The following is a 23,497-nucleotide window of genomic DNA, read 5'->3' on the forward strand; positions in this document are numbered from 1 at the left end:
GGACCACCCCGGCCGATAGGGGGCTCGGCCGGTGGCCGGCGATAGGGGAAGCCATCAGGCCGTCTCGGTATTTGCCCCGATAGGGTAGCTGCCATCCTGCGCGCATGATCCTCCCTCGTTGCCGCTGTGGCAGCGAGAGGGAGAGGCTCATGCAGGATCAGTCTTGGAAAGTCTTCAGCGGCGCCAGCTTCCTCCTGCTGGCCTGTGCCATCGTGCCGCGTGCCTGGAGCCAGGATCCGACGCCGCCCGCGGCGCCGGCAGCCCCTGCGGCCCCTGCAGTCCCCTCCGAAGCCGATGCGCGCGACCGGGCCGTGGCCGCCTGCATGACCGAGGCCAAGGCTCGGGGCGCAAAGCTGGGCGCGGTGGACGTGGAAATGCGCCAGGTGGAAGACACCGACAAGAAGAGCGACGACCGCGCCTCGGTGCGGGCGCTCGTCGATGTCGTGCTGCGCAAGAAGGACGGAACCACCAAGACGGTGAAGAAGACCTTCAAGTGCGACACCCGCGGCGGGGTGATCACCGCCTTCAAGTACTACTGATCCCGGACGGCCCCGTCGCCCATCGCCGTCGCGGCACCGTCCGGCTCCAGCATATGCAGGAAGTGGACATTGCGCCGCCGATTGGCAGCGCCAAGCGCTTCGACATCCAGCGTGCAGAACAGCTCGACCCCGAAGGCATGGCCTTCCACCCAGCGGACCTGGGCGAGATGCTCGACATTCTCGGGCAGGCGGATGCAGACGATCTCGTCGCCGAGCGGCAGGGCCTGGTAGCCGCCGTTCCCGAAGGCGCCCTTGCAGGCAAGGCACATGCCGCGTTCGGAGACGTTGCGGACGATGATGGTCTGCGCGGGCAGCATGTCGCGCAGCAGCGTGGCACTGATCAGGGTGCGCAGGCGCGGCGCGCGCGGCAGGTGATCGGGGGCGCAAGGACGCGGCGGCAGCAGGGCGGCCTCCACCAGCTCCGAATCGGTCATGCCCAGCAGGGCCGCATAGATCGCCGTTTCCATTTCGCTCGCCATGGCTGCCTCTCGTGCTTTCGAATCGGAGGGACGGCGGCTCCGGCGCTTCCAGACGGCGGAAAATCTCTTTCCAGGGTTCGGCGCAGTCCCGGCGCGATGGTGCCGCAGGTCATGTTCCCCGCGGCTTAACCGCAGACACCGGGGAATTCCGATGGAATCGATTGCTCGCCCGCCGGCGTCATACTCGCCGTCGTGGGCTCGAAAACGAGGTGGTGCCAATGTCACAGTTTCGTTGCATAATCTGCATGTGAAGACTCGGCCTCTTGCCGCGCCGCGAAAAATCCTGACATGAAGTCCGGGAATGCTGCGCCAGTACGAACTTGTCGAACGCGTGAAGGAATACGCGCCCCAGGCCGATGAGGCCCTGCTCAACCGTGCCTACGTCTATACCGTACAGAAGCACGGCACCCAGAAGCGCGCCTCGGGCGACCCCTACTTCAGCCATCCGGTGGAAGTGGCGGGCCTGATGACCGAGCTGAAGCTCGATCAGCAGACGATCATCACCGCGTTGCTCCACGATACCGTGGAAGACACGCTGGCGACGATTGAGGAGATCGAGAAGCTGTTCGGCCCGGACGTGGCCCGGCTGGTGGACGGCGTCACCAAGCTCTCCAAGATCGACGTGATGACCGAGAACGAGCGCGCGGCCGAGAACCTGCGCAAGTTCCTGCTCGCGATGAGCGAGGACTTGCGCGTCCTCCTCGTCAAGCTGGCCGACCGGCTGCACAACATGCGGACCCTCCACTACATCAAGAAGGAGGACAAGCGCCGCCGCATCGCCCGCGAGACTATGGATATCTATGCCCCGCTGGCCGAGCGCGTGGGCATGTACGAATATATGCGCGAGATGCAGATGCTCGCTTTCGAGCAGCTGGAGCCGGAGGGCTATGCCACGATCACCGGCCGTCTCGCGCAGATCCGCAGCGAGGAGGGCGGGCAGGTCGACGCCATTGCGCTGTCCATCAAGCAGGCGCTGGCGGAAGCGGGCCTGAATGTCGAGGTTTCGGGACGCGAGAAGCATCCCTACTCGATCTGGCGCAAGATGGCCGAGCGGCATGTGACCTTCGAGCAGATCACCGACATCATGGCCTTCCGCGTCCTGACGGACAATGTCGACGAATGCTACAAGGCGCTCGGTGTGCTGCACCAGACCTGGCAGATGATCCCCGGGCGGTTCAAGGACTACATCTCCACGCCGAAGTCGAACGGCTACCAGTCGCTGCACACGGCGCTGATCTTCGAGCGTTCGATGCGGATGGAAGTTCAGATCCGCACGCGCGACATGCACCGCCTCAACGAGTTCGGCCTGGCGGCGCACTGGGCCTACAAGCAGGGCGGTTCCCGTCCCGACGGGCAGGTCGGCTGGCTGCGTGACCTCATCGAGATTGTCGATGCCAGCCACGATGCCGAGGAACTGCTCGAAAATACCAAGATGGCGATCTACCAGGATCGCATCTTCGCCTTCACGCCCAAGGGCGCGCTGTTCCAGTTGCCCAAGGGTTCGACGGCGGTGGACTTCGCCTATGCCGTTCACACCAATCTCGGCAATGCCACGGTGGGTGCCAAGATCAACGGGCGCCACATGCCGCTGCGCACCCAGCTCGCCAATGGCGACGTGGTGGAGATCATCAAGAGCCCCACGTCCGAGCCGCAGCTCTCGTGGCTGGGTTTCGTCGTCACCGGCAAGGCTCGCGCCTCGATCCGCCGTGCGGTTCGGGCCAAGGAGCGGCAGGAAGTCTCGGAGATCGGCGCCAAGCTGCTGGACGAGATCGTCGGCCGCCTGCCGGGCCGCATCGGCAAGAAGGCCATCGACGGCGCCATCCAGCGCCTGGAAATGCGCGACGAGGAAGACCTGATGTTTGCCATCGGCTCCGCCCGCCTGACCGACCGACAAGTGATGGAGGCGCTGGTGCCGGGCAGTACCGCCGAACTCCCCGACGATGGCGAATGGGCTCATACCGAGCGTGCGATCTCGATCCGCGGCCTCACCCCCGGCGTCGGCTTCGAGCTGGGCGAATGCTGCCATCCCGTTCCCGGAGATCGCATCGTCGGCATCCGCCGTCCCGATCACAAGGTGGAAGTCCATGCGATCGACTGCTTCACCCTGGCCAATGGCGCCGATGTGGACTGGCTGGACCTCTCCTGGGGGGAACGCACCACGGGCGCCGTCGGCCGCCTGAGCCTGGTGCTTTACAACCGTCCGGGCACGCTGGCGGAAGTGACGCAGATCCTGGCGACCAACCGCGCCAACGTCACCAACCTGCAGATGGTCCACCGCGACGAGCCTTTCGGCACGTACGAGGTGGACCTGGAAGTCAGCGACCTGGCCCACCTTACCCGCATCGTCAGCGCCTTGCGCGCCAGCGAGGCGGTAGCGGAAGCCTCCCGCATCTGACGGCTGCGAGGGAGGTCAGTATTCCAGGCTGACCTCCACCTCGTCGCCTTCCGCCAGCCCTTCGGCGCGGCGCACGCTGGCTTTCACCGGCAGCAGCCAGCCTCCGTCCGATTTGCTGGGAAAAACGGAGGTGGCGAAATGCGTCTCGCCGATCCGGGCCTTGACCTTCAGCGAGCCGAAGCCGCGGGCCGTGCCTTCCAGCTTGCGCATCACCGCCGTGCCCGAAAGGGCCTCGCCCGCCGCCCCGTCGATGGTAAGGAAGTGCCAGGTGCCGCTGTTGGCGCCGCCGGTCCAGCGCCAGAGCAGGCCGGTGTGGTCGAGCTGCTCGGTCGGGATCACTGTGCTGCCTCGCGGATCGGCACCGGCACGTTGCAGGCGTCTACCCCGCCGGCGGGATGAACGTAGAAATCGTCCTGCCGATTCGCGCGCTTGTCCACATAGGCGGCGAAGCTGCGGCTATCGGTGGAGAGATATTCGTAAGCGGGCAGGCCGGGCATCTCGCTGCCCAGGCGAACCGAGCGGATCGCCGCGCGCTCGGCAGGGGTCTTGTAGAAGCCGATCTCGCCGGTGCCGCGCGGCAGGGCGGAGAGGTTCTCGATACCCGAGATGACGCGGCCGACAATGGCCACGTTCCGGTCGAGCTGTCGCGGCGCGTGGCCGATCACGGCGTAAAGCTCGGCGCCGGTGCCGGTGTCGGGCGCGTTGTTCCGGCCCACGCCGACATAGCCGTAGCAGTGGATCGGCCAGAGCGAGGCCTCTCGCTGCGAAAAGACGTCCGGGTTCCCGGCGGGGCTTGCGCTATCTGCAGGCCCGCGCTCTCCCATGGCCGCCGGCCAGCCATCGACGAACAAGGTGCGCTGGGCATAAGCATCCCGGTCGCCGAGCATGGGCCGGGCGGTGTTCCTGCCGCCGTCATTCAGAACAAGGTCGAGCCGGGCGCTGTCCCGGCTTCCGGTCTTGTCGAGGTGAAGGACGGAGGTCTTGACCTTCGCCGCATAATCCTCGCGCACAACCGCGAGCCCCTTGGGCAGTGGCTTGGCCTTTGCCGGGTTCTCCCCTTCGGGATCGCCCCATTGCGCCACGTAGTTGTCCTGGACCCGCACGACGGCGATCCCGTCGTACCAGCGCGCCGCCACGAGCCTGCGGATATTCCCGACCCAGCCTTGCGAGAAAGGCGCCGGGATCAGCTGGATCACCACCCGCCGCGCCTTGCCGGAAGGATCCGGGGCGAGGTCCATGACCAAGAGGTCGGACGGCGCGATCCTCACCCAGTCCCCGGCCGGTGCGCCCGCGACGATATCGTTCGGCGTCCGCGCTGCGGGGGCGTCCTGGGCCATGCCCGGAGTGGACAAAAGGGCGGAAACCACGAGGGCTGAAAAGAATTTTCGCATCGAGAGCGTGATGGCATGCCGAGACGGCTTGCGAAACCCTGCAACGCAGGCTAGGGCGCCCGCCTTACCAGTGCATGCGGAGCGGTGGCCGAGTGGTCGAAGGCGCTCGCCTGGAAAGTGAGTATACGCCAAAAGCGTATCGAGGGTTCGAATCCCTCCCGCTCCGCCATCTGTTCTCGATCCTACCTGCGAATGTGAAACGGACCTTCGGGTCAAGCAGGCGGATCGCCGGGACATGTCCCGGATCGGCGCACCGAAAAATCTCCATCTCTGCGTTATTCGGTCGAAATCGTTCGAGCGGACGGCTATCTCCGGAATGTGGGTAGCAGTAATCTCCGTAGGACGATTCTGGTCGCGGTCTTGGCGGGCCTCTTCTATTTCGTCCTCGCCGCCATAGCTCTTCAGTTGACGAGGGGGGCCGACGGTATCGCCACCGTCTGGCCGGCCAGCGGCGTGGCCGTGGCCGCACTCCTGCTGGCGCAGCCCGGCGAGAGGCGATGGGTGCTGCTGTCGCTGACCGCGGCCAGCTTCCTCGCCAACTTCACCTGGAGCGGACTGCCCTTGCTCGCGCTGGGACAGACGGCCGCCAACGTGATCGAGGCGCTGGTCGCCTTCTGGATCATGCGCGACATCGAGCGGCGCAACGATTCCTTCTTCCATATCGCCGCCATCCTGCGTTTCTGCTTTGCCGCGATCCTGGCTGCCTCGGTCAGCGCGGCGATCGCCGCCCTGCTGATCGGGAATGGCTTCGGGCACATGTTCGTCTCCTGGCTGACGACGGCCGCGCTGGGCATCATGATCGTGGTGCCGCTGATCATGAACTTCGCTCACCCCGGCCCCGGCGGACCGACGAAGACGAGCAGCCATGCCGGCAGCACGGCGGTCGTGCTGGTGCTGGTCACGTTCCTGGCGGCGGCGGTCTTCACGCAATCGAGCTATCCGCTGCTGTTCCTGCCCCTGCTCGGCGTGCTGTTCGCGACCTATTTCCTGGGCGCGACCGGGGCCACCTGCAGCATCCTGATCATTGCGGCGATCGGTTCCGTGGCGATCTGGCAGGGTCGCGGGTCGATCAGCCTTCTGAGCGCGCATAGGGACACGGAACTGGAAGTGCTGTTCTTCCAGTTCTACCTCTTCACCCTGCTGGTCTCGGCGCTGCCCCTGGCCGCGCTGATGGCCATGCGCGACCGCAGCTTCGCGGAAGTGGAGCGCGGCAAGCGCTGGCTCGAGATGTCGGAGGGCATTGCCAAAGTGGGGCACTGGCGGCTCGAACTGGCCGAGCAGCGGCTGTTCTGGTCGGGAGAGGTGTTCCGCATCCACGGCCTTGAAGCCAGTACGCATCCGGCGCTGGACACGGCGATGAACTTCTACCACCCCGAAGACCGGTCGCTGGTGCAGGACAAGCTGGCCCAGAGCCTGGAATCGCTGGAGCCTCTCGATTTCGAAGCGCGAATCGTGCGCTCGGACGGGGAAATCCGCTACGTCTACAGCTGCAGCGAAGTGGAACTGCGCGAGGATGGCAAGCCCGGCGCGATCTTCGGCATCTTCCAGGACGTGACCAACCGCGTGCTTGCGGCAATGGAACTTGCGAGCGCGCGGGCGCGCGCCGAAGCCCGAGCGGACGAGGCGATCCATCTGGCCGAAACCGATTCGCTGACCGAGATCGCCAATCGCCGCAAGGTTCTGTCCTTCCTCGATACCGAGATCGCCAAGGCCGCCGTCCTGGGCGGGCCGCTGTCCATCGCCGTGCTGGACATCGACCGCTTCAAGCAGATCAACGACCGTTTCGGCCATGCCGTGGGCGATCAGGTGATCCGCCGCGTCGCGCAAGTCTGCGCCCTGGCGATCCGGGGATCGGACCTCGTAGGCCGGATCGGCGGCGAGGAATTCCTGATCGTCCTGCCGGCCACCGACGCGGAGATGGCCTTCGCCGTGGCCGAGCGCGTGCGCCGCACCGTCGAGGCCATCGATTGGGAGCCGCTCGACCTTCAGAAGGTGACGGTGAGCATCGGCCTCAGCCCGCTCAAGGGCAATATCGACCGCGAGGAACTCATGGGCCGCGCCGATCGCGCGCTTTACCAGGCCAAGGACGAGGGACGGAACCTGCTGCGCCAGACCGGCTGACAGCTATCCCGGTGCCTCGCCGTGAGGATCCGGCCCTTTACCCAAGGCCGGCCCTTTACCTTGTCCAGATCGAACGAGGCGAGACGGCGGTGGGTTGCGGTGCATACTGCGGAGACGATTGTTAACCATTGCATGGCATTGGGCTGCTCTCGATCCAAGCGAGTCCGATGACCTTTCCCGACGTCGATACCCTCCGCCTGTGCAGCATGCTGTCGTCGAGCGCCTTCGGGTTCGTGTTCGGCGTGCTCTGGTTGCGGGACCGATCCGCGCGGCATTTCGTCCATTGGGCGCTCTCGTCATTTCTCTACACCGCCGTGCTCTATGCCTTTACCGCCGCTCCGCGCGATTCGCTGGCGGCGAGCATGGCGATCTATGCCGTGCTGGGACTGACTCAGGCGCTTCCGGTCGCCGGTGTCTATGCGCTGGAAGGCGGGCGGCCCTGGCGCTGGTGGATGATCGTGCCGGTGGCCAGCGCGGTCCTCGGCCACGTTCTGCCGGGCATGCTCGATGCGCTGGGCTGGATGGCGCGAACCGAGCGCGGGCAGAGCGTCTGCGATGCGGCGGGGCTGGCGATTTCCATGGGTCTGGCCGGATTCATACTGGCCTTCGGTCACGGCGCGCGGCGCTCGGTGGGCCGGCGCCTCGCCGGTCTGGCGATGTTGGGATATCTTCCCGGATATGCGCTCTCGATCTGCGGCATGTTCTTCGAGCTGCCGGGGAAGAACCTCGTGGCGCTCCTGGCGCTGCTTTCGGACCAGGTGCTGCTGGGCGTGCTCAATCTGGCGCTGCTGGCGATTCCCGTCGAGCAGGTCCAGCGGGCCCTGCGCGCCGCTGCTTTGCGCGATCCGCTGACGGGTTGCTGGAACCGGGCGGGGCTGGAGCAGGTGGCGCTGCGCTTCCTGCGCCCCGGCGCGGCGGTCATCGCCATCGACGTCGACCATTTCAAAGCCATCAACGACCGCCACGGCCACGGCGCGGGGGACCAGGTGCTCATAAGCCTGGGCCGCGAGGCGGCTGCGCTGGCCGGTGAACACGCGGGCCAGGCCGCGCGACTGGGCGGCGACGAGTTCCTGGTGCTGCTGCCGGTGGAATGCCGCGATCCCGAGGGCTTCATGACGCGCCTGCGCCGCCGTCTCGAAATGAGCGGGGCTCTCACCGACCGCTGGAGCGTGAGCATGGGGCTTGCCGCCGTGGAAGCGGACGACCGGCGGATCGACGACGTGATCGTCCGCGCGGATCGCTCGCTCTATCGGGCCAAGGCGTGCCGCGACCTCGAGGTCAGGGAACTCCGCTGATCGCCGCGTTCAGGGGCGCAGCACCCAGCCGCCATCGACATGGATGGTCTGGCCGGAAATCCACGCGCCTGCGTCCGAGCACAGCAGCAAGGCCGTGCCGACCAGTTCGTCCGGCGCGCCGCGTGCCCTGAGCGCGCAAGTCATGTTGAGGAACTGGATGAACGGCGAATCGTCCGGGACCAGCATCTTGCCCGCGTCCGAGGTGACATTGCCCGGCGCGATGGCGTTGCAGGTGATGCCGTCCTTGCCGAACTGCTTGGCCAGCGAGGTGGTCAGGCCAACGAGGGCGAGCTTGGTGATGCCGTAAAGCCCGGTTGCCGGGAAAGCACCGCCCGAAGTCTGGTTGACGATTCGCCCGCCGCCGCGCTCGCGCATCGAGGGGATTACCGCGCGGGCGCAAAGCAGTGCGCCGTTGAGGTTCACCGCGAAAGCCTTGTTCCAGGCGTCGAGGCCGATGGTCTCGCAATTGTCGTAGCTGACGTCGACCATCAGCGCGGCGTTGTTGATGAGGATATCGACGCCGCCGAAGGCTTCCTTGGCAGCGGCGCCCATGGCCAGGGTGGAGGCTTCGTCGGCAACGTCCACCTGCACGCCCACGGCCTTGCCGCCCGCCGCGACGATCTCCTCCGCCACGGCCTTGGCACCATCGCCATTAAGGTCGGCCACGACGATCGAAGCGCCGGCATTGGCAAGGCCAAGCGCATAGGCACGGCCGATGGAATTGCCGCGTCCGCCCGCGCCGGTGACGACCGCCACTTTGCCGTCGAGGCGGAACTGGTCGAGTGAAAATGTCATTGCAATCGTCTCCTGTCAGCCTGCCGTGATGCCCGCGTCAAGCGAGAGGCAGGCGCCGTGAAAGCCGCGACCGGCGGGCGAGGCGAGCAGGACGACAAGGTCGGCCACGTCCTCCACCTCCACTTGCCCGCGCAGGCCCGAAAAGCGCTTGAGCAGTTCGAAGTCGCAGCCTTCCGGCGGGGTGAAGTTGGTCGCGATATTAGTGATCATGCCGCCGGGCGCGACGGCGTTGATGCGGATGGGTTTCTTCTGGAATTCCATCGCCATGGCCTTGGTCATGCCCACAAGGCCCCACTTGCTGGCGCAATAGGCGGCGGCATAGGCCTCCCCGATGTAGGATGCGCAGGAGGCGACGTTGACCACTGCGCCGTTCACGTCCAGCAAGTGCGGGATCGCCGCTTGCGAGAGGAAGAACGGGGCGTTGAGATTGACGTCGATGGTCCGCTCGTACTGCGCCTGCGGCATCTGCGGTGTGTTGGCGAGGTAGATCAGCCCGGCGACGTTGCAGAGCGCGTCGAGGCGGCCGAACAACTCCACCGCGTGGGCGATCACGGCGTGGCAGGCGGCGGCATCGGACAAGTCCGCCACTTCGCTGCCGACCTTGCGGTCATGCGGGGCGAGCAATTCGGTGGTTTCGGCTAGCCCGGCTTCGTTCACATCGACCAGCCAGAGGTCGCAGCCCGCTTCGGCCAGCTTGAGCGCGGTCATGCGGCCAAGGCCCGATGCGGCGCCGGTGACGACGGCGGCCTTGCCGGTCATGTCCAGGGTCTTGAAGATCACGCTCATGAGGCGGGTTGCTCCATTGCGGCCAGCGCCGCGTCGAGGAAGGGATCGGCGGCGTGGGCCAGGGCATTGCCCGGCGCGGCGATCGTGCCGAGCAGGTCCACGTCCTTGCGCAGCAGCTTGCCGCCATGCGCAAAGGCGGTGGGTGAGGGCAGGCGGGCGTAGACTTCGAAACCGAAGCTGCGACCGCTGGAGTGCTTGACCAGATCGGCCAGCGCCGCGCGGTCGATGCCCAGTCCTTCGCCCAAGGAGAGCGCCGCATGGGCAAGGCCCATGTTGGCTGCCATCAGCGCGTTGTTGACGATCTTGGCACGCTGGCCGGAGCCGACCGGGCCGAGCAGCACGGTCTTGCCCGCAAAGCTCTCGATCACGGGAAGGGCCTTGGCGAAGGCCGCTTCGTTGCCGCCGCACATGACGGTGAGCGTTCCCGTCGCCGCGCCCGCGCCGCCGCCGCTGACGGGCGCGTCGAGCACGGCGATGCCGCGTGCTTCGGCTTGCGCCGCCAGTCGCTCGCAGGTCTGCGGCAGGATCGTGGAGTGGATGACGAGGACGCTGCCCGGCTTCATCACGGGAAGAAGCTCGGCGCAGATTTGCTCGACACCGGCATCGTCCACCACGCAGACGCCGATATGCTGGCAGCGTTCGCCAAGTTCGGCGACCGAGGTCGCACGGTGCGCGCCCTTGGCGACGAGGTCATCGGTCGCCTCCGGCCGCCGCGCCCAGACGGTAAGTTCGTATCCGGCCGCCAGCATCCGCTCGGCCATCGGCCCGCCTTGCGAGCCGAGGCCGATGAAGCCGGTCGCGATCTTGTCATTTGGCATGCCAGGGGAGCCCCTTTGCTACCTTGTCGATCATCTCCAGCACCACGCTCTGAATGCGCGAGGCTTTGGGCCAGCCGGCGTGCGTGCCGTATTGCAGGCAGAACTCGAGCATCTCGGCAGGCTGGCAGTTGCCGCTTGATATGGCGGCATGGATATGGCTGCGGATCGGGATTTCCGCGCCGGATTCGCAGACGCCGACCAGTGTGATCCAGCGACGCGAAGGCTCGTCCAAGCCGCGACGGCACCACATCTCTCCGAACACGAAGTTGTTGATGCCTTCCAGATAGGGCGTTGCCGGAGGGCCGGGGGCGAAGGTCATGACCTTGGCGAATTCGTCATGCCCGCGCTGGCTGCGGACGTCCGGGTCCCATGGGTCGGGGCAGATCGCGGGGACTTCGGCAGGTGGCAGGCCGAGTTCTTCGGCCACGCGCGTGACCGCGCGGTCCAGCTTGCCGCCATTGCCCCAGCCCGCGTAGACGGCGAGGTGCAGTGCGGCCTCGCGCAGTTCGGCCAAGGTCAGTGCCTCGGTCTTCAGCGCGCCGCGCACGAAATCGTCGATCTGGCTGTCCTGCAATCCGCAGGTCACCGCGCTGGCGATCGCCACCAGGAAGCGCGGGCGGCGCGGCAGTCCGGGGCGGGTCCAGACTTCGGCGAAAACGAAATCGCGCCACGATTGTTCGAACAGCGTCGCCGGTTCGTGGGCGGCGCGGCCGGTGACTTCGGCCTCGGTCTCAAGGCCGCGCTGGCCGCGTTCGATGGGGTCTAGCAGTGCCATGACCGTCTCCTCAGTCCTGAAGGTTGACCCAGACGTTGCGGACCTGCTGGAATTCGCGCAGGCCCTCGATCCCGCCGAGGCGGCCGTGTCCGGAATGCTTCATGCCGCCGAAGGGCACGCAAGGCGTCATCGCCTCGCCCGATCCGTTGACTTGCACTTGTCCTGCCATCATCCGCCCGGCGACGCGGTGGGCGCGGGTGAGATTGGTGGTGTGGACATAGGCGCCGAGGCCGTAGTCGCTGTCGTTGGCCAGCGCGATCGCCTCTTCCTCGCTGTCGAACGGGGTGACGACGAGGACCGGGCCGAACACTTCATTGCGGGCGATCTCGCTGGAGGGGGCGACACCGGCAAGAACGGTGATCGGATAGAAGTAGCCTTCGCCGTGATCGCCTTCCATCCGCGCGCCGCCGCAAAGCACTTCGCCGCCTTGCTCGACCCCGCGCTGGACCATGCCGTCGATGCGATCGAGCGCGGTTTCGGAGATCACCGGGCCCATGAAGGTGTCCATGGCGAAGGGATCACCCACCTTCACATGCGCGGCCATGGCCTTCAGCATCTGGAGATAGGGCTCATAGACGGAGCGCTCGACCAAGAGGCGCGTGCCGTTGACGCAGCCCTGTCCGTTGGCGCTGACGGCGCCGGACAGCCCGCGCTTGGCGGCCGCCTGAAGGTCCGCATCGCCGAATACGACCACGGCCGACTTGCCGCCGAGTTCGAGGCCGACGGGCTTCAGCGTCTGCGCGGCGCTGGCGAGGATTTTCTTGGCCGTCGCGCCGCTGCCGATGAATTCGATCTTGTCGATGCCGGGGTGATCGACCATCGCCGCGCCTACGTCCGGCCCGCCGGTGACGAGGTTGACGACCCCTGCCGGGAAGCCGGCTTCGTGGATCGCCTCCATCAGTTTCATCAGCGACCACGGCGCCAGCTCGGGCGCCTTCAGCACCACGCAGTTGCCGGCGGCGAGGGCGGGCGCCATCACCATCGTGGCGGCGAACAGCGGGCCGTTCCAGGGGACGATCACGCCTAGGGTGCCGTAAGGCTCGTACATCACGTAGTCGTGCGCAGGGCCGCCCCAAGTGGAGACGGTGCGTCCGTCGATCTTGTCCGCCCAGCCGCCGTAATAGCGGAACTTCTGCGCAGCATCGAGGCTCATATGCCCGCCCGCAATCAGGATCGAGCCGTTCTCCGCCGTGAGCAGCGGGCTCATTTCCGCCGCCTTGCTCTCGATCACCGAAGCAAGGCGGAACATCAGATCGCGCCGCTTGTCGCCGGGCAGGGCGCGCCATGTCGGCTGCGCGGCCTTGGCGGCGGCAACGGCGCGGTCGACATCGGCCGGGCTGGCAAGGCGAACTTCACGCGTGACGCGGCCGGTGCCGGGGTAGACATGGCCCCAGTCGGCGCCGCTGCCGGAACGTGCGCGTTCGTCGCCAATGACCAGCGAAATCTCGGGGAATGCCGAGATGTCGGGATGTTGGAAGCCCATCCTCTTTCGATCCTCTCCAGTGGCGGCGCTTGATGCCGCTCGGTTTCAGGCGAAAGGTATGAAGGCAAATATACGCGGTCAATTGACTTGAATTTGCCAAAATTGGGCCGAGAATGGCCATGAAAGCCAAATAATAGGCACATTATGGAGAGTTTATGGATCTGGCGCCCGGACGCCGCAGGGGAACCAACCTGGTGGCACGCACGACCGAAACCTTGCGGGAACGCATTTTCGCCTGCGAAGACGGCGCCTTGCTGGGCTCGCTTCACCAGTTGGCCCGCGCGTTGGAAGTGGGCATCGTCACGCTGCAGCAGGCCGCGCGGGTGCTGGAGCATGAGGGCCTGCTGGAAGTGCGGCGCGGCCCGGGTGGGGGCTATTACGGCACGCGGCCCGACGATGCGGCGCTGGAGCGCGCCATGGTTTCCTACATGCGGATGAACCCGGCGGGTTACGAGGAGGCGCTCGACATGACCTCCCTGCTGTTCACCGAACTGGCGACGGCGGCCGCGCGATGCACCGACCAGGCCCTGCGGGACCGGCTGGCGGGGCTGGGCGAACGCGCGGCCGCCTTCCGCTCGATGGCGGAATTCGGGGCATTCGAGCTGGAGTTCCAGGAGCTGCTGTTCCAGATGGTCCGCAGGCCCTTGTTCGAAATGCTGACGCGCGTGACCCTGCACTATGCCTCGACCCGGGCCTCCCCGGTGGTCGAATCGTTCGGCGCGGGTGTCGGGCTCTGGCGGGCGGGGCGGCTGCGGATCATCGCGGCTATCCTGGACAACGACCCCGATCTCACCCGCTTCGAGGCAAACCGCCAGAACCGGGAAGTGGTGATGGCCAGTCTGCGCATCTGAGCGGGCGGGGGGCCGAAGCAGGAAGGACACGCTATCGGATTTACGGTCACGGCTATTGAGAATGCGATTGACTCGCAATATCGAGGAAATCTATGTCGCCGCCTGAGGAAACAGGGGGTTTCATGTTCAGATTTTCCGTATTGCTTACGGGCGTTGCCGCTGCCGCGCTCGCCGTTCCCGTCCAGGCGCAGCAGGGCGTGCCCGGCGATCCCGCGGCGGGGACTACCACCAGCCCGGACGATATCATCGTCACCGGCGAGAAAAGCGCCCGCACGCTTCAGGAAACGCCGACCAGCATCGCGGTGATCACGCCCGAGCGGATCGAGCGGGAAAACCTGATCACCATCCAGGACGTCTACAACCGCACCGCCAATCTGGCCGAGACTTACGGTTCGTCCGGCTTCACCATTCGCGGCATCAGCAATACTGGCGTGGGCGCGGGCGGGCAGGCCGATACGGCCAGCGTCTATGTCGACGGCGCGCCGATTCCCAAGTGGGCGCTCTATGGCGGCCCGACCGACATGTGGGACGTGCAGCAAGTGGAAGTGCTGCGCGGGCCGCAATCGACCATCCAGGGCCTCAACGCCCTGGCCGGCGGTATCGTCATCACCAGCAAGGACCCGTCGCTGGACCGCTGGACCGGCGATGCGCGCGTGCTCTGGAGCGAGCATGACGACCGCACCTTCTCGGCGGCCGTGGGCGGGCCGATCGTCCGCGACGAACTGGGCCTGCGCCTCTCGGCCGAGCGCCGCGCCGATCGCGGACTAATCCGCAACGTCACCCGCGGCGGTTATGACGATGAACTCAAGTCGCTGAACCTGCGCGGCAAGCTCAAGTGGACGCCGAGCGCCATTCCCGGTCTCGAAGCGGTGGCCAGCTACAACCGCGTGCGGCGCGACGGCGGCTATCTCTACGAATATGCCCGGACCGACGTGCCGGACTATTACGACCACCGCATCTCCACGGGCGACCAGCCCAGCCGCGGCAAGATCGACAGCGATCTGGCGGTCTTCAACATCAGCTATCCGTTGACCGACAGTCTCAAGCTGTCGAGCGTGACCTCCTGGAATCGTTCGAAGGTCCATTCGGTGATCGATACCGACGGCACGCCCGAGGACATCCAGGCGATCGACAATCGCTATCTCTACAAGACGCTGACGCAGGAGTTGCGCCTCAATTACGAGAGCGACTGGCTGAGCGGCCTGCTCGGCGCGTGGTATTATCGCCGCACCGGCGCAATCGACCAGAACAGCCGCGTCAACATCGCCACCCCCACTGCAACGATCGCGGGCCTGCTGCAATCGCGCGGCTTCAACGCCGCGACCTCGCAGTTCATCGCCAATGCCTACAGCGCCCAGCTTCCCGTGATCCCGGTGGCCTACAGCGCCGAGCAGCCCGAGAAGGTCGAGACCATGGCCCTGTTCGGCGATGCCCGCTTCAAGCTGGCGGACCGGCTGACGCTGATCGGCGGTTTCCGTTTCGATCACGAGCGCAACCGCTATGCGGCCGAGACCGTCGCCGCCTTCAACGGCACGCTGCCGGACGTGAACTTCATGGGCACGGCCTACGCGCCGGTCATCTCGGTCATCAATCAGGGCGTGCTCGGCCTCGTGTCCGACGCGTCTTCGCCGCTTGCGTCGAACAGCCGCACGTTCAATGCCTTCCTGCCCAAGGCGGGGATCAGCATGGACTGGACGCCGGACCTCACCACCGCCTTCACCGTGCAGCGGGCCTATCGCTCGGGCGGGTCGAGCCAGAACCCGGCCCGCGCCGAACTGATCCCCTACGATCCCGAATATAGCTGGAACTACGAGGCCTCGCTGCGCTCCAAGTGGCTGGACGGGCGGCTGACCCTCAACGCCAATCTGTTCTACATGGAGTGGAAGGACCAGCAGGTCACCGCCTACTTCGGGCTCAACGCCTACGACTACAACACGGTCAACGCCGCCGGATCGCACCTCTACGGCTTCGAGGTGGAGGCGAATGCAAACGTGGCGAAGGGCGTCGACCTCTATGCCTCGATCGGCCACGTTCGCACCAAGTTCGACGATTTCACCCTGCCTACGGGCGCGACGAGCACGGTGGACCTTCAGGGCACGCAGTTCCCCTATGCGCCGCGCTGGACGCTCTCGGGCGGTGCCAATGCGCAGTTCGGCGGCGGGTTCACGGCCAACGTCAATGCCAATTACCGCACCTCGGTCTATACCGGCGTCGGCCAGGACCAGTCGCAATACAAGGTCTCGGCCCGCACCCTGGTGAACGGCAAGCTCGGCTACGAGACGGAGAACTGGTCGCTGTTCCTCTTCGCGCGCAACATCTTCGACGAGAAGTACAAGCAGTACGAATATGCGGCGATCCATCAGGCGATCCTGGGCGAGCCGCAGACCTTCGGGCTGGGCGCGGGAGTGCATTGGTGATCTGGCCGGCCAGCCTCCTGCTGCTTGCGGGAGGTGCGCTCGGCGCCTTCCTGCTGCGGCGCTCGTGGCTGCGGCGTGACGGTTCGGCCCTCGGCATGATTGCCGGGGGCTGGGTCGTTCTGCTGGGGCTGCTGCTGGCCGCGGCGTTCCTGGTCGGGCCGGTGAAGGGTCTCGCGCTCGGACTGGTCATGGAGGGCATCGGCGCGCTGGCGGTGGTCTGGCTGGGCCGCGTGCGGCGCAAGGCCGCGCGCCTGCGGGAGATGGAAGCGGCGCCCGAGCCGCTGGACGAGCCCGGGCGCTTGTGGCGCGGCGTGCTGCGGACCCTGCTGGCCGGCCCTCTGGGGATGACCGCCGCGATGGCGGTCGCCTTCTGCGTCACCGTCTACCTGCCGGGCGACCCGCGCACCCGAATCGTGATCGGCGGATTGCTGATGCCGGTGCTCTGGGGCCTCGCCATGACCTGGACCCTGGCCGACCGCCGCATCCTGCGCGCGACCGCGGTGCTGGTCGCCACCAGCGTAGTCGGCTTCGGCCTTGCCCATCTGGGAGCGTCGGCATGAGCAATATCCGCAAGAAACAATGGCGCTGGCCGCTTTCGCCCGAAACGGTGCGTTCGGTGCTCAGCAGCCATTCGATCCTGGGCCTCGCCTTCGCGGCGGTGATCTACCTCGTCTGCGTGACCGGCACGGTGGCCGTTTTCGCGCCCGATCTCGAACGCTGGGAAGGGCCCGCCACCCCGGTCGCGCGCAGCCTGAGCGATGCTGCCGCCGCGCGCGCCATTGCCGAAGGTGCGCAGCACGCGCCCGCCGATACCGCCCTTTACCTCGCCCTGCCCACGCCTGCGAAGGAGGGCGCGTCGCTGGTTGCTTTCAGCCCGACTTTCGAGCGCAAGTGGGCCGTGGCCGAAGACGGCTCGCTGTCGGATCTCGAAGCCGGCTGGACCGATTTCCTGATCCACCTCCACGTCAACCTGCACTTGCCGCGTAGCTGGGGCGAATTCATCGTCGGGCTGACCGGGGTGGCGCTGCTGTCCTCGCTGGTTTCCGGGATCCTCGCCCATCCGCGCGTGCTGCGCGATGCCTTCCACTTGCGGCTCGGCGGTTCGCGCCGGTTGCAGGAGGCCGACTTGCACAACCGCCTGGGGATCTGGGCGCTGCCGTTCCACTTCACGCTGGCGCTGACCGGGGCGCTGCTCGGCCTCAGCACCATCATCGTCGCGGTGCTCGCCCTGCTGCTCTATCCGGAGGGCGGGATGAAGAAGGTCTACGAACTCTTCCTGGATGCGCCGCCGCCGGTCGATACGCGGGCGGTGCCGATGCCCGATATCGCGGCTCTCATCGCGCAGGCCCGCGCCCGTGCGCCGGATGCCGCGCCGCAGAACGTCATGGTCGAGCGTGCGGGCCGCGCCGACATGCGCGTCACCGTGCTCAGCGGCCGCGCGAAGCTGCTGGTCCAGCAGGACGAGACCCGGTTCGACGCGGCGGGCAAGGTGGTGGCCGACGAACACCCCGAAGACTTCGTGACCGGCACCCGCGTGCTCGGCGGCATCGGCCAGGTCCATTTCGGCTGGTATGGCGGACTGGCCGTGCGGCTTGCCTATGGATTGCTGGGCATCGCGCTGTGCGTGGTGACTTCCAGCGGCGTGACCATCTGGCTCGCCCGTCGCCGCGACCGGGGCCGCCCCGCGCCGCAGTGGGAGCGGATCTGGGCGGCGGTGTGCTGGGGGCAGCCGGTCGTGCTTTGCCTCACCGCGCTGCTGGCACGGTTTGCGCCCGAAGCGTCCCTGCCTGCCGCCTGGCTCGCCTTCACCGTGCTTTCGATCCTGGCTTCGGCGCTGGCGAAGACGGTTCCCGGCTCTCGGCTGGCGCGTGCCTGGCGCTGGGCCTTGACGGCATTGCTGGCGATCCTGGCCCTCATCCACGGAGCGGCGGCGCTTCCGCAAGGGGGTGCGGTCCTGATCGACGCCATGTTGCTGGCCGGCAGCGCGGGCCTGCTCGCCTCGCTCCTGCGGGGAAGGGCCAGGACCGCCGCCTGAGAAATCCATCGTCCCGGCCCTGATCCGGGAACGCTCTTTGATGAGCCTCGTTCATGACGGCATGTGATTTCACACAGTGCCGGAATCCGTCGCCGTGCGTTATCGTACCCGATGGACGGAAACTGCCGTCCTGGTGCGACAAGGACGGGCAATGAGCGAAACGGCGGATTTCGAGGTATCGCGGCGCGCGGTCCTGGCAGGCAGCGCGGCGAGCGTGGGGCTGACCGTGGTGCCCACGATGGCGGAAGGACAGGCTCCCATGGCGCGCAAGCCCCCGACGATGGCCGTTTCGTTCAAGGTCAACGAAAAGGCGCAGGCCTTGATGGTCGATACGCGCACCACGCTGCTGGACGCCTTGCGCGATCACCTGGGCCTGATGGGCACCAAGAAGGGCTGCGATCACGGTCAGTGCGGGGCCTGCACGGTGCTCGTGAACGGTACGCGGATCAATTCCTGCCTCAGCCTGGCGGTCATGCACGAAGGCGATGCCGTCACCACGATCGAGGGTCTCGGTACTCCGGAAGACCTGCATCCGATGCAGGCGGCCTTCGTGAAGCATGACGGCTTCCAGTGCGGCTATTGCACGCCGGGCCAGATCTGCTCGGCCGTCGCGGTGCTGGAAGAGATCAGGGCGGGTATTCCCAGCCATGTTCAGGAGGACGTCGGCGGCGCTCCCGAGATGACGGTTCTGGAAATGCGCGAGCGGATGAGCGGCAATATCTGCCGCTGCGGCGCCTATTCGAACATTGCCGAAGCGATGGCGGAAGTGGCGGGCGTCAAGCTTGCCGAGACTCACGGCGCGGAGATCGAGGCATGAAGGCTTTCACATACGAGCGCGCCAGGACGCCGGCCGCTGCCGCCGCCGCGGTCGCGGGGCACAAGGGCGCCAAGTTCATCGCCGGGGGCACCAACCTGCTCGACCTGATGAAGCTGGAGATCGAGACGCCGACGCATCTCGTGGACGTGCAGGATCTCGGCCTCGATCGCATCGAGGAGACGCCGGAAGGCGGGCTGCGCATCGGCACGCTGGTCAGCAACACCGCGCTGGCCGCGGACAAGCGCGTGCGGGGCGATTACGGCGTGCTAACGCGCGCCATCGTGGCAGGCGCCTCGGGCCAGCTGCGCAACAAGGCGACGACCGGCGGCAACCTGCTGCAGCGCACCCGCTGTCCTTATTTCTACGACACCAACCAGGCCTGCAACAAGCGCAAGCCCGGCTCCGGCTGTGCGGCGATCGGTGGTTTCAGCCGCCAGCTCGGCGTGGTCGGCACGAGCGAGGCCTGCATCGCCACGCACCCCAGCGACATGGCGGTCGCCCTGCGCGTGCTGGATGCCGCGGTGGAGACCGTCGATGCCCAGGGCAAGACGCGCAGCGTGCCGGTGGGCGAATTCCACCGCCTGCCGGGCGATACGCCGCACCTGGAGAACGTGCTCCAGCCGGGCGAGCTGATCACGGCCGTCACTCTGCCCAAGCCGCCGGGTGGACGGCATGTCTATCACAAGGTGCGCGACCGGGCCTCCTATGCCTTCGCGCTCGTCTCCGTGGCGGCGGTGCTGAACGAGGACGGCAGCGGCCGAGTGGCTTTCGGCGGCGTCGCGCCGCGGCCCTGGCGGGTCGAAGCCGCCGACGCGCAGCTGCGCAACGGCGCGGGCGCCGTGACGCGCACGGCTTTCGCAGACGCGCGGCCGACCCATGAGAATGCCTTCAAGGTCACTCTGGCGGAGCGCACGCTGGCGGCGATCATCCAGGAGAACCGGGCATGAAGTTCGATACGCCTGCGGGCTCCAATCCCATCGACGCCATGAAAGTGATCGGCCAGGCGGTCGACCGCGTGGACGGCAAGCTCAAGACCACGGGGCAGGCCCCCTATGCTTACGAGCACAAGGACGTGCCGGCCAGGCCGGCCTACGGGTATGTGATCGGTGCCGGGATCGCCAAGGGGCGGGTCACGGCGATGAACACGGCCGAAGCCATGCGCATGCCCGGCGTGCTCGCGGTGGTCAGCGCAGAAAATGCACAGCCGCTGGGCAAGGGCAGCATGAACACGGCCAAGCTGCTGGGCGGTCCCGCTGTCGACCATTACCATCAGGCGCTGGCGGTGGTCGTGGCCGAGAGCTTCGAGCAGGCGCGCAATGCCGCCAATGCCGTGCGGATCGAATACGAGCGCGGTAACGGCCGTTTCGATCTCGCCAAGGCGAAGCCCGGTGCGCAGCCGCTGACGGGCAGCGATGCCGATACCCATACCGGGGATTTCGAGGGCGCCTTCGCCTCGGCCGCGGTGCAGCTCGACCAGACTTACACCACGCCCGACCAGAACCACGCGATGATGGAGCCTTTCGCCACCATCGCCTGGTGGGAAGACGATGCGCTCTCGGTCTGGACGTCCAACCAGATGATCGCCTGGAACAAGAAGGAGCTGGCCGCCACCTTCAAGCTGCCGCCGGAGAAAGTCCATGTCCGCTCGCCCTTCATCGGCGGTGGTTTCGGGGGGAAGCTGTTCCTGCGCGCCGATGCGGTGATGGCGGCGCTGGGCGCGAAGGCCTGCGGCAGGCCGGTGAAGATCGCGATGCCGCGGCCCCTGATGCTCAACAACGCCACGCACCGCCCGGCCACGATCCAGCGCATCCGCATCGGCACCGGCAAGGACGGGCGCATCACCGCGATCGGCCATGAAAGCTGGTCCGGCGACCTTCCCGGCGGCGGCCCGGAATCGGCGACGCAGCAGACCAAGTTGCTCTATGCCGGCGCCAATCGCCTCACTGCCCTGCGGTTGGCCGAACTGGACCTGCCCGAAGCCAATGCCATGCGCGCACCCGGCGAAGCGCCCGGCCTCATGGCGCTGGAGATCGCCATCGACGAAGTGGCCGAGAAGCTGGGCATGGACCCGGTGCGGTTCCGCGTCCTCAACGATACGCAAGTCGATCCCGAGCATCCCGAGCGGCCCTTCTCGCAGCGCAACCTCGTGCGATGCCTGGAGGACGGTGCCAAGCGCTTCGGCTGGGAACGCCGTCAGACGCGTCCGGGCAAGATGCGCGACGGGCGCTGGCTGATCGGCATGGGCGTGGCGGCGGCCTTCCGCAACAATATCAACATGACATCGGCCGCGCGCGTGCGGCTGTCGAGCGACGGCGTGGTCACGGTGGAGACCGACATGACCGACATCGGCACCGGCTCCTACACCATCATCGCCCAGACCGCGGCGGAGATGATGGGCCTGCCGGTGGAGAAAGTGCGCGTGAAGCTGGGCGATTCCTCGTTCCCGGCCTCGGCAGGCTCCGGCGGGCAATGGGGCGCCAACAGCTCCACGTCGGGCGTCTATGCGGCTTGCGTGAAGCTGCGCGAAGCCGCGGCGCAGCGGCTTGGCATGGATCCGGCCACCGCGGAATTCGCCGATGGCGAAGTGCGCGCGGGCAACCGCTCCGCCGCCCTGGCCGAGGCGGCGAAGTCTGGCGAGATCGTTGCCGAAGAGACGATGCAGTGGGGCGATCTGGGCAAGAAGTTCCAGCAGTCGACCTTCGGTGCGCACTTCGTGGAAGCGGCCGTGGACGCCTATACCGGCGAGACGCGGGTGCGACGCATGCTGGCGGTCTGCGCGGCCGGACGCATTCTCAATCCCAAGACGGCGCGCAGCCAGGTGATCGGCGCCATGACCATGGGCGTGGGCGGCGCGCTGATGGAGGAACTGGCCGTCGACAAGCGCTTCGGGTTCTTCGTCAATCACGACCTTGCCGGGTACGAAGTGCCGGTCCACGCCGACATTCCGCACCAGGACGTGGTTTTCCTCGACGAGGCGGACGACAAGGTCTCGCCGATGAAGGCCAAGGGCGTGGGCGAACTCGGGCTCTGCGGCGTCGGCGCGGCCGTGGCCAACGCGGTCTACAACGCCACGGGAGTGCGCGTGCGGGACTATCCGCTCACGCTGGACAAGCACCTTGCGAAGCTGCCGGCTATCGCCTGAATCCCAGGTCGGCGGTTTGGCAGGTCAGCAGGTCGGCGATCAGCTCCGGCGCCGAGGGGAAGTAGAAGTGCATGTAGCTGGCCGTGAGCGGTCCGTGGCGGAACAGGCGTTCGCCCGGCCGCCCGTCCGGCGTGACGGCGCTGACGGTGGGCAAAAGGGACGTTTCCAGCCGCGAATAGTGGAACGTGTGGCCCCGCGCGACATGACCGCCCAGTTCCATCTCTTGCATGCCCAGCGCTGCCAGCCGCCTTTGCATCACGGCCCGCGCCGGCAGCAGGCCGAGCAGGGCGGCACTGGCGCCGTCGGTGCTTTCGAGCCTCTCGGAGGCGTAAAGCATGCCGCCGCATTCGGCCAGGATCGGCCGCCCTGCCTGGAAGTGGGCGCGGATCGCCGCGATCATCGGGCGATTGGCGGAAAGAGCGTCCAGGTGCAGCTCGGGATAGCCCCCGGGTAGCCACAAGCCGTCGCAAGGGGGCAGCATGGCATCGCGCAGCGGCGAGAAGAAGGCGAGCCGCGCCCCGGCCCGTTCCAGAAACGCGAGGTTGGCGGGATAGATGAAGCCGAATGCCTCGTCGCGGGCAATGGCGATGCGGCGGCCTGACAGCGCGGAAGGCGGCGCTTCGGCGGCTTCCGGGGCGGGGAAGGGCACCGCCTCGGGCAGCCAGAGCGCGGTTTCGGGCAGACTGTCGGCGGCGCGGTCTATGCGCGCCTCGATATCCGCCACCTCCCCGGCCTGCACCAGTCCGAGGTGCCGTTCGGGCAGGCCGAGCCCGGCATCGCGCCGGAGGGTGCCAAGCCATTCCACGCCGTCCGGCATGCCGCGCTCCAGCAGTTCGGCATGGCGCGCGCTGCCGACGCGGTTGGCCAGCACGGCGGCCAGGGTCACGTCGGCGCGGTAGGTGGAAAGGCCGTGGACCAGCGCACCGAACGTCTGCGCCATCGATGCCCCGTCGATCACCGCCATGACCGGCAGACCGAACAGGCGGGCAATGTCGGCGGAGGAGGGGGTGCCGTCGAACAGGCCCATCGCCCCTTCGACAAGGATCAGGTCGGCGTCCCGCGCGGCCTCGTGCAGCAGGGCGCGGCATTCCCGCTCTCCGCACATGAACAGGTCGAGCTGGTGGACGGGCGCGCCGCTGGCCCTTTCCAGCACCATCGGGTCCAGGAAGTCCGGCCCGCACTTGAACACCCGCACTTTGCGCCCGGCGCGGCGGTGGCGGCGGGCCAGCGCGGCGGTGACGAGGGTCTTGCCCTGTCCCGACGAGGGCGCGGTGACCAGCAGGGCGGGACAGGCCGTCATGCGGGCAGGCACGAATATCGTCCGGACGGAGCGGTATCCGAAAGGCGGAAGGGGCAGG

Annotated in this window: 20 protein-coding genes and 1 tRNA gene; 12 read left to right on the forward strand and 9 right to left on the reverse strand. The window is 67.1% G+C overall.

The annotated features are described in order from the left end of the window. Positions 1-149: 149 nt before the first annotated feature. Positions 150-539: a hypothetical protein gene (locus EDF57_RS09490; protein WP_134094008.1), complete on the forward strand. Its 390-nt coding sequence runs from the start codon at positions 150-152 to the stop codon at positions 537-539. Here the strand turns inward: EDF57_RS09490 and EDF57_RS09495 are convergent. Beyond that, the gene (locus tag EDF57_RS09495; RefSeq protein WP_134094009.1) at positions 533-1,018 is read right to left on the reverse strand and encodes a hypothetical protein; all 486 of its coding nucleotides are present in this window, start codon (positions 1,016-1,018) and stop codon (positions 533-535) included. The genes EDF57_RS09490 and EDF57_RS09495 overlap by 7 nt on opposite strands. Positions 1,019-1,319: 301 nt before the next feature. On the opposite strand from EDF57_RS09495, the gene EDF57_RS09500 reads away from it, so the two are divergent. Then, positions 1,320-3,413, forward strand: coding sequence for a bifunctional (p)ppGpp synthetase/guanosine-3',5'-bis(diphosphate) 3'-pyrophosphohydrolase (locus EDF57_RS09500; protein WP_134094010.1), 2,094 nt, complete (start codon positions 1,320-1,322; stop codon positions 3,411-3,413). A gap of 15 nt (positions 3,414-3,428) precedes the next feature. Here EDF57_RS09500 and EDF57_RS09505 read toward each other — a convergent pair whose 3' ends face one another. Both EDF57_RS09505 and EDF57_RS09510 read right to left on the reverse strand, forming a co-directional pair. After that, a complete protein-coding gene (locus EDF57_RS09505) occupies positions 3,429-3,752 on the reverse strand; it encodes a DUF1905 domain-containing protein (RefSeq protein ID WP_208324828.1) in 324 nt (107 codons plus the stop codon). After that, a complete protein-coding gene (locus EDF57_RS09510; protein ID WP_243840992.1) occupies positions 3,749-4,750 on the reverse strand; it encodes a peptidylprolyl isomerase in 1,002 nt (333 codons plus the stop codon). Before EDF57_RS09510 ends, EDF57_RS09505 begins: the two co-directional genes overlap by 4 nt. Positions 4,751-4,882: 132 nt before the next feature. Here EDF57_RS09510 and EDF57_RS09515 point away from each other — a divergent pair. The 3 genes from EDF57_RS09515 to EDF57_RS09525 all read left to right on the forward strand — a co-directional run bounded on the left by EDF57_RS09515 (position 4,883) and on the right by EDF57_RS09525 (position 8,220). Further along, positions 4,883-4,973, forward strand: a tRNA-Ser gene (locus EDF57_RS09515). 149 nt (positions 4,974-5,122) lie between these two features. Beyond that, positions 5,123-6,925, forward strand: coding sequence for a diguanylate cyclase (locus tag EDF57_RS09520; protein ID WP_279587439.1), 1,803 nt, complete (start codon positions 5,123-5,125; stop codon positions 6,923-6,925). 167 nt (positions 6,926-7,092) lie between these two features. Beyond that, positions 7,093-8,220 (forward strand): GGDEF domain-containing protein, encoded by a 1,128-nt coding sequence (locus EDF57_RS09525; RefSeq protein ID WP_134094013.1) that lies wholly within the window; start codon positions 7,093-7,095, stop codon positions 8,218-8,220. A 9-nt stretch (positions 8,221-8,229) separates the two neighbouring features. Here EDF57_RS09525 and EDF57_RS09530 read toward each other — a convergent pair whose 3' ends face one another. Genes EDF57_RS09530 through EDF57_RS09550 form a run of 5 tightly spaced genes read right to left on the reverse strand, consistent with a single transcriptional unit; the run spans position 8,230 to position 12,877 of the window. Continuing rightward, on the reverse strand, positions 8,230-9,015 hold the full coding sequence (locus EDF57_RS09530) for an SDR family oxidoreductase (RefSeq protein ID WP_134094014.1): 786 nt from the start codon (positions 9,013-9,015) through the stop codon (positions 8,230-8,232). A gap of 15 nt (positions 9,016-9,030) precedes the next feature. Continuing rightward, complete coding sequence (locus EDF57_RS09535) at positions 9,031-9,801, reverse strand: SDR family oxidoreductase (RefSeq protein ID WP_134094015.1); 771 nt, start codon at positions 9,799-9,801, stop codon at positions 9,031-9,033. Beyond that, positions 9,798-10,619 carry an NAD(P)-dependent oxidoreductase gene (locus tag EDF57_RS09540; RefSeq protein ID WP_134094016.1) on the reverse strand — a complete coding sequence of 274 codons (822 nt, stop codon included), beginning with the start codon at positions 10,617-10,619 and terminating at the stop codon, positions 9,798-9,800. The genes EDF57_RS09535 and EDF57_RS09540 overlap by 4 nt, the downstream gene beginning before the upstream one ends. Next, positions 10,609-11,394: a carboxymuconolactone decarboxylase family protein gene (locus EDF57_RS09545; RefSeq protein ID WP_134094017.1), complete on the reverse strand. Its 786-nt coding sequence runs from the start codon at positions 11,392-11,394 to the stop codon at positions 10,609-10,611. The genes EDF57_RS09540 and EDF57_RS09545 overlap by 11 nt, the downstream gene beginning before the upstream one ends. Before the next feature lie 10 nt (positions 11,395-11,404). Then, complete coding sequence (locus tag EDF57_RS09550) at positions 11,405-12,877, reverse strand: aldehyde dehydrogenase family protein (protein ID WP_134094018.1); 1,473 nt, start codon at positions 12,875-12,877, stop codon at positions 11,405-11,407. Positions 12,878-13,071: 194 nt separating this feature from the next. Between EDF57_RS09550 and EDF57_RS09555 the strand changes: the two genes are divergently transcribed. The 7 genes from EDF57_RS09555 to paoC all read left to right on the forward strand — a co-directional run bounded on the left by EDF57_RS09555 (position 13,072) and on the right by paoC (position 22,139). Then, entirely contained in the window at positions 13,072-13,728 is a 657-nt protein-coding gene (locus EDF57_RS09555) for a GntR family transcriptional regulator (RefSeq protein WP_243840979.1), read from the forward strand. A 122-nt stretch (positions 13,729-13,850) separates the two neighbouring features. Then, positions 13,851-16,145 (forward strand): TonB-dependent receptor, encoded by a 2,295-nt coding sequence (locus tag EDF57_RS09560; RefSeq protein ID WP_134094020.1) that lies wholly within the window; start codon positions 13,851-13,853, stop codon positions 16,143-16,145. After that, a complete protein-coding gene (locus EDF57_RS09565; RefSeq protein ID WP_132268556.1) occupies positions 16,139-16,705 on the forward strand; it encodes a hypothetical protein in 567 nt (188 codons plus the stop codon). Before EDF57_RS09560 ends, EDF57_RS09565 begins: the two co-directional genes overlap by 7 nt. Beyond that, a complete protein-coding gene (locus tag EDF57_RS09570) occupies positions 16,702-18,180 on the forward strand; it encodes a PepSY-associated TM helix domain-containing protein (RefSeq protein ID WP_134094021.1) in 1,479 nt (492 codons plus the stop codon). Before EDF57_RS09565 ends, EDF57_RS09570 begins: the two co-directional genes overlap by 4 nt. 151 nt (positions 18,181-18,331) lie before the next feature. Further along, positions 18,332-18,997 (forward strand): aldehyde dehydrogenase iron-sulfur subunit PaoA, encoded by a 666-nt coding sequence (paoA, locus tag EDF57_RS09575; protein ID WP_134094022.1) that lies wholly within the window; start codon positions 18,332-18,334, stop codon positions 18,995-18,997. Next, on the forward strand, positions 18,994-19,944 hold the full coding sequence (locus EDF57_RS09580; RefSeq protein ID WP_134094023.1) for a xanthine dehydrogenase family protein subunit M: 951 nt from the start codon (positions 18,994-18,996) through the stop codon (positions 19,942-19,944). The genes paoA and EDF57_RS09580 overlap by 4 nt, the downstream gene beginning before the upstream one ends. Further along, positions 19,941-22,139, forward strand: coding sequence for an aldehyde oxidoreductase molybdenum-binding subunit PaoC (gene paoC, locus EDF57_RS09585; RefSeq protein ID WP_134094024.1), 2,199 nt, complete (start codon positions 19,941-19,943; stop codon positions 22,137-22,139). Before EDF57_RS09580 ends, paoC begins: the two co-directional genes overlap by 4 nt. Here paoC and EDF57_RS09590 read toward each other — a convergent pair. Then, positions 22,129-23,451 carry a cobyrinate a,c-diamide synthase gene (locus EDF57_RS09590; protein ID WP_243840980.1) on the reverse strand — a complete coding sequence of 441 codons (1,323 nt, stop codon included), beginning with the start codon at positions 23,449-23,451 and terminating at the stop codon, positions 22,129-22,131. The genes paoC and EDF57_RS09590 overlap by 11 nt on opposite strands. Positions 23,452-23,497 lie beyond the last annotated feature (46 nt).

It is taken from the genome of Novosphingobium sp. PhB55 (genome assembly GCF_004368805.1).
Classification (GTDB): Bacteria; Pseudomonadota; Alphaproteobacteria; order Sphingomonadales; family Sphingomonadaceae; genus Novosphingobium.

Bases quoted from the DNA above. Each gene is read 5' to 3' on its own strand.
- EDF57_RS09580 (WP_134094023.1), top strand. From the start codon at position 18,994: ATGAAGGCTTTCACATACGAGCGCGCCAGGACGCCGGCCGCTGCCGCC.
- EDF57_RS09540 (WP_134094016.1), bottom strand. From the start codon at position 10,619: ATGCCAAATGACAAGATCGCGACCGGCTTCATCGGCCTCGGCTCGCAA.
- paoA (WP_134094022.1), top strand. From the start codon at position 18,332: ATGAGCGAAACGGCGGATTTCGAGGTATCGCGGCGCGCGGTCCTGGCA.
- EDF57_RS09490 (WP_134094008.1), top strand. From the start codon at position 150: ATGCAGGATCAGTCTTGGAAAGTCTTCAGCGGCGCCAGCTTCCTCCTG.
- EDF57_RS09495 (WP_134094009.1), bottom strand. From the start codon at position 1,018: ATGGCGAGCGAAATGGAAACGGCGATCTATGCGGCCCTGCTGGGCATG.
- EDF57_RS09510 (WP_243840992.1), bottom strand. From the start codon at position 4,750: ATGGCCCAGGACGCCCCCGCAGCGCGGACGCCGAACGATATCGTCGCG.
- EDF57_RS09560 (WP_134094020.1), top strand. From the start codon at position 13,851: ATGTTCAGATTTTCCGTATTGCTTACGGGCGTTGCCGCTGCCGCGCTC.
- EDF57_RS09545 (WP_134094017.1), bottom strand. From the start codon at position 11,394: ATGGCACTGCTAGACCCCATCGAACGCGGCCAGCGCGGCCTTGAGACC.
- EDF57_RS09570 (WP_134094021.1), top strand. From the start codon at position 16,702: ATGAGCAATATCCGCAAGAAACAATGGCGCTGGCCGCTTTCGCCCGAA.
- EDF57_RS09535 (WP_134094015.1), bottom strand. From the start codon at position 9,801: ATGAGCGTGATCTTCAAGACCCTGGACATGACCGGCAAGGCCGCCGTC.
- EDF57_RS09550 (WP_134094018.1), bottom strand. From the start codon at position 12,877: ATGGGCTTCCAACATCCCGACATCTCGGCATTCCCCGAGATTTCGCTG.
- EDF57_RS09525 (WP_134094013.1), top strand. From the start codon at position 7,093: ATGACCTTTCCCGACGTCGATACCCTCCGCCTGTGCAGCATGCTGTCG.
- EDF57_RS09500 (WP_134094010.1), top strand. From the start codon at position 1,320: ATGCTGCGCCAGTACGAACTTGTCGAACGCGTGAAGGAATACGCGCCC.
- paoC (WP_134094024.1), top strand. From the start codon at position 19,941: ATGAAGTTCGATACGCCTGCGGGCTCCAATCCCATCGACGCCATGAAA.
- EDF57_RS09530 (WP_134094014.1), bottom strand. From the start codon at position 9,015: ATGACATTTTCACTCGACCAGTTCCGCCTCGACGGCAAAGTGGCGGTC.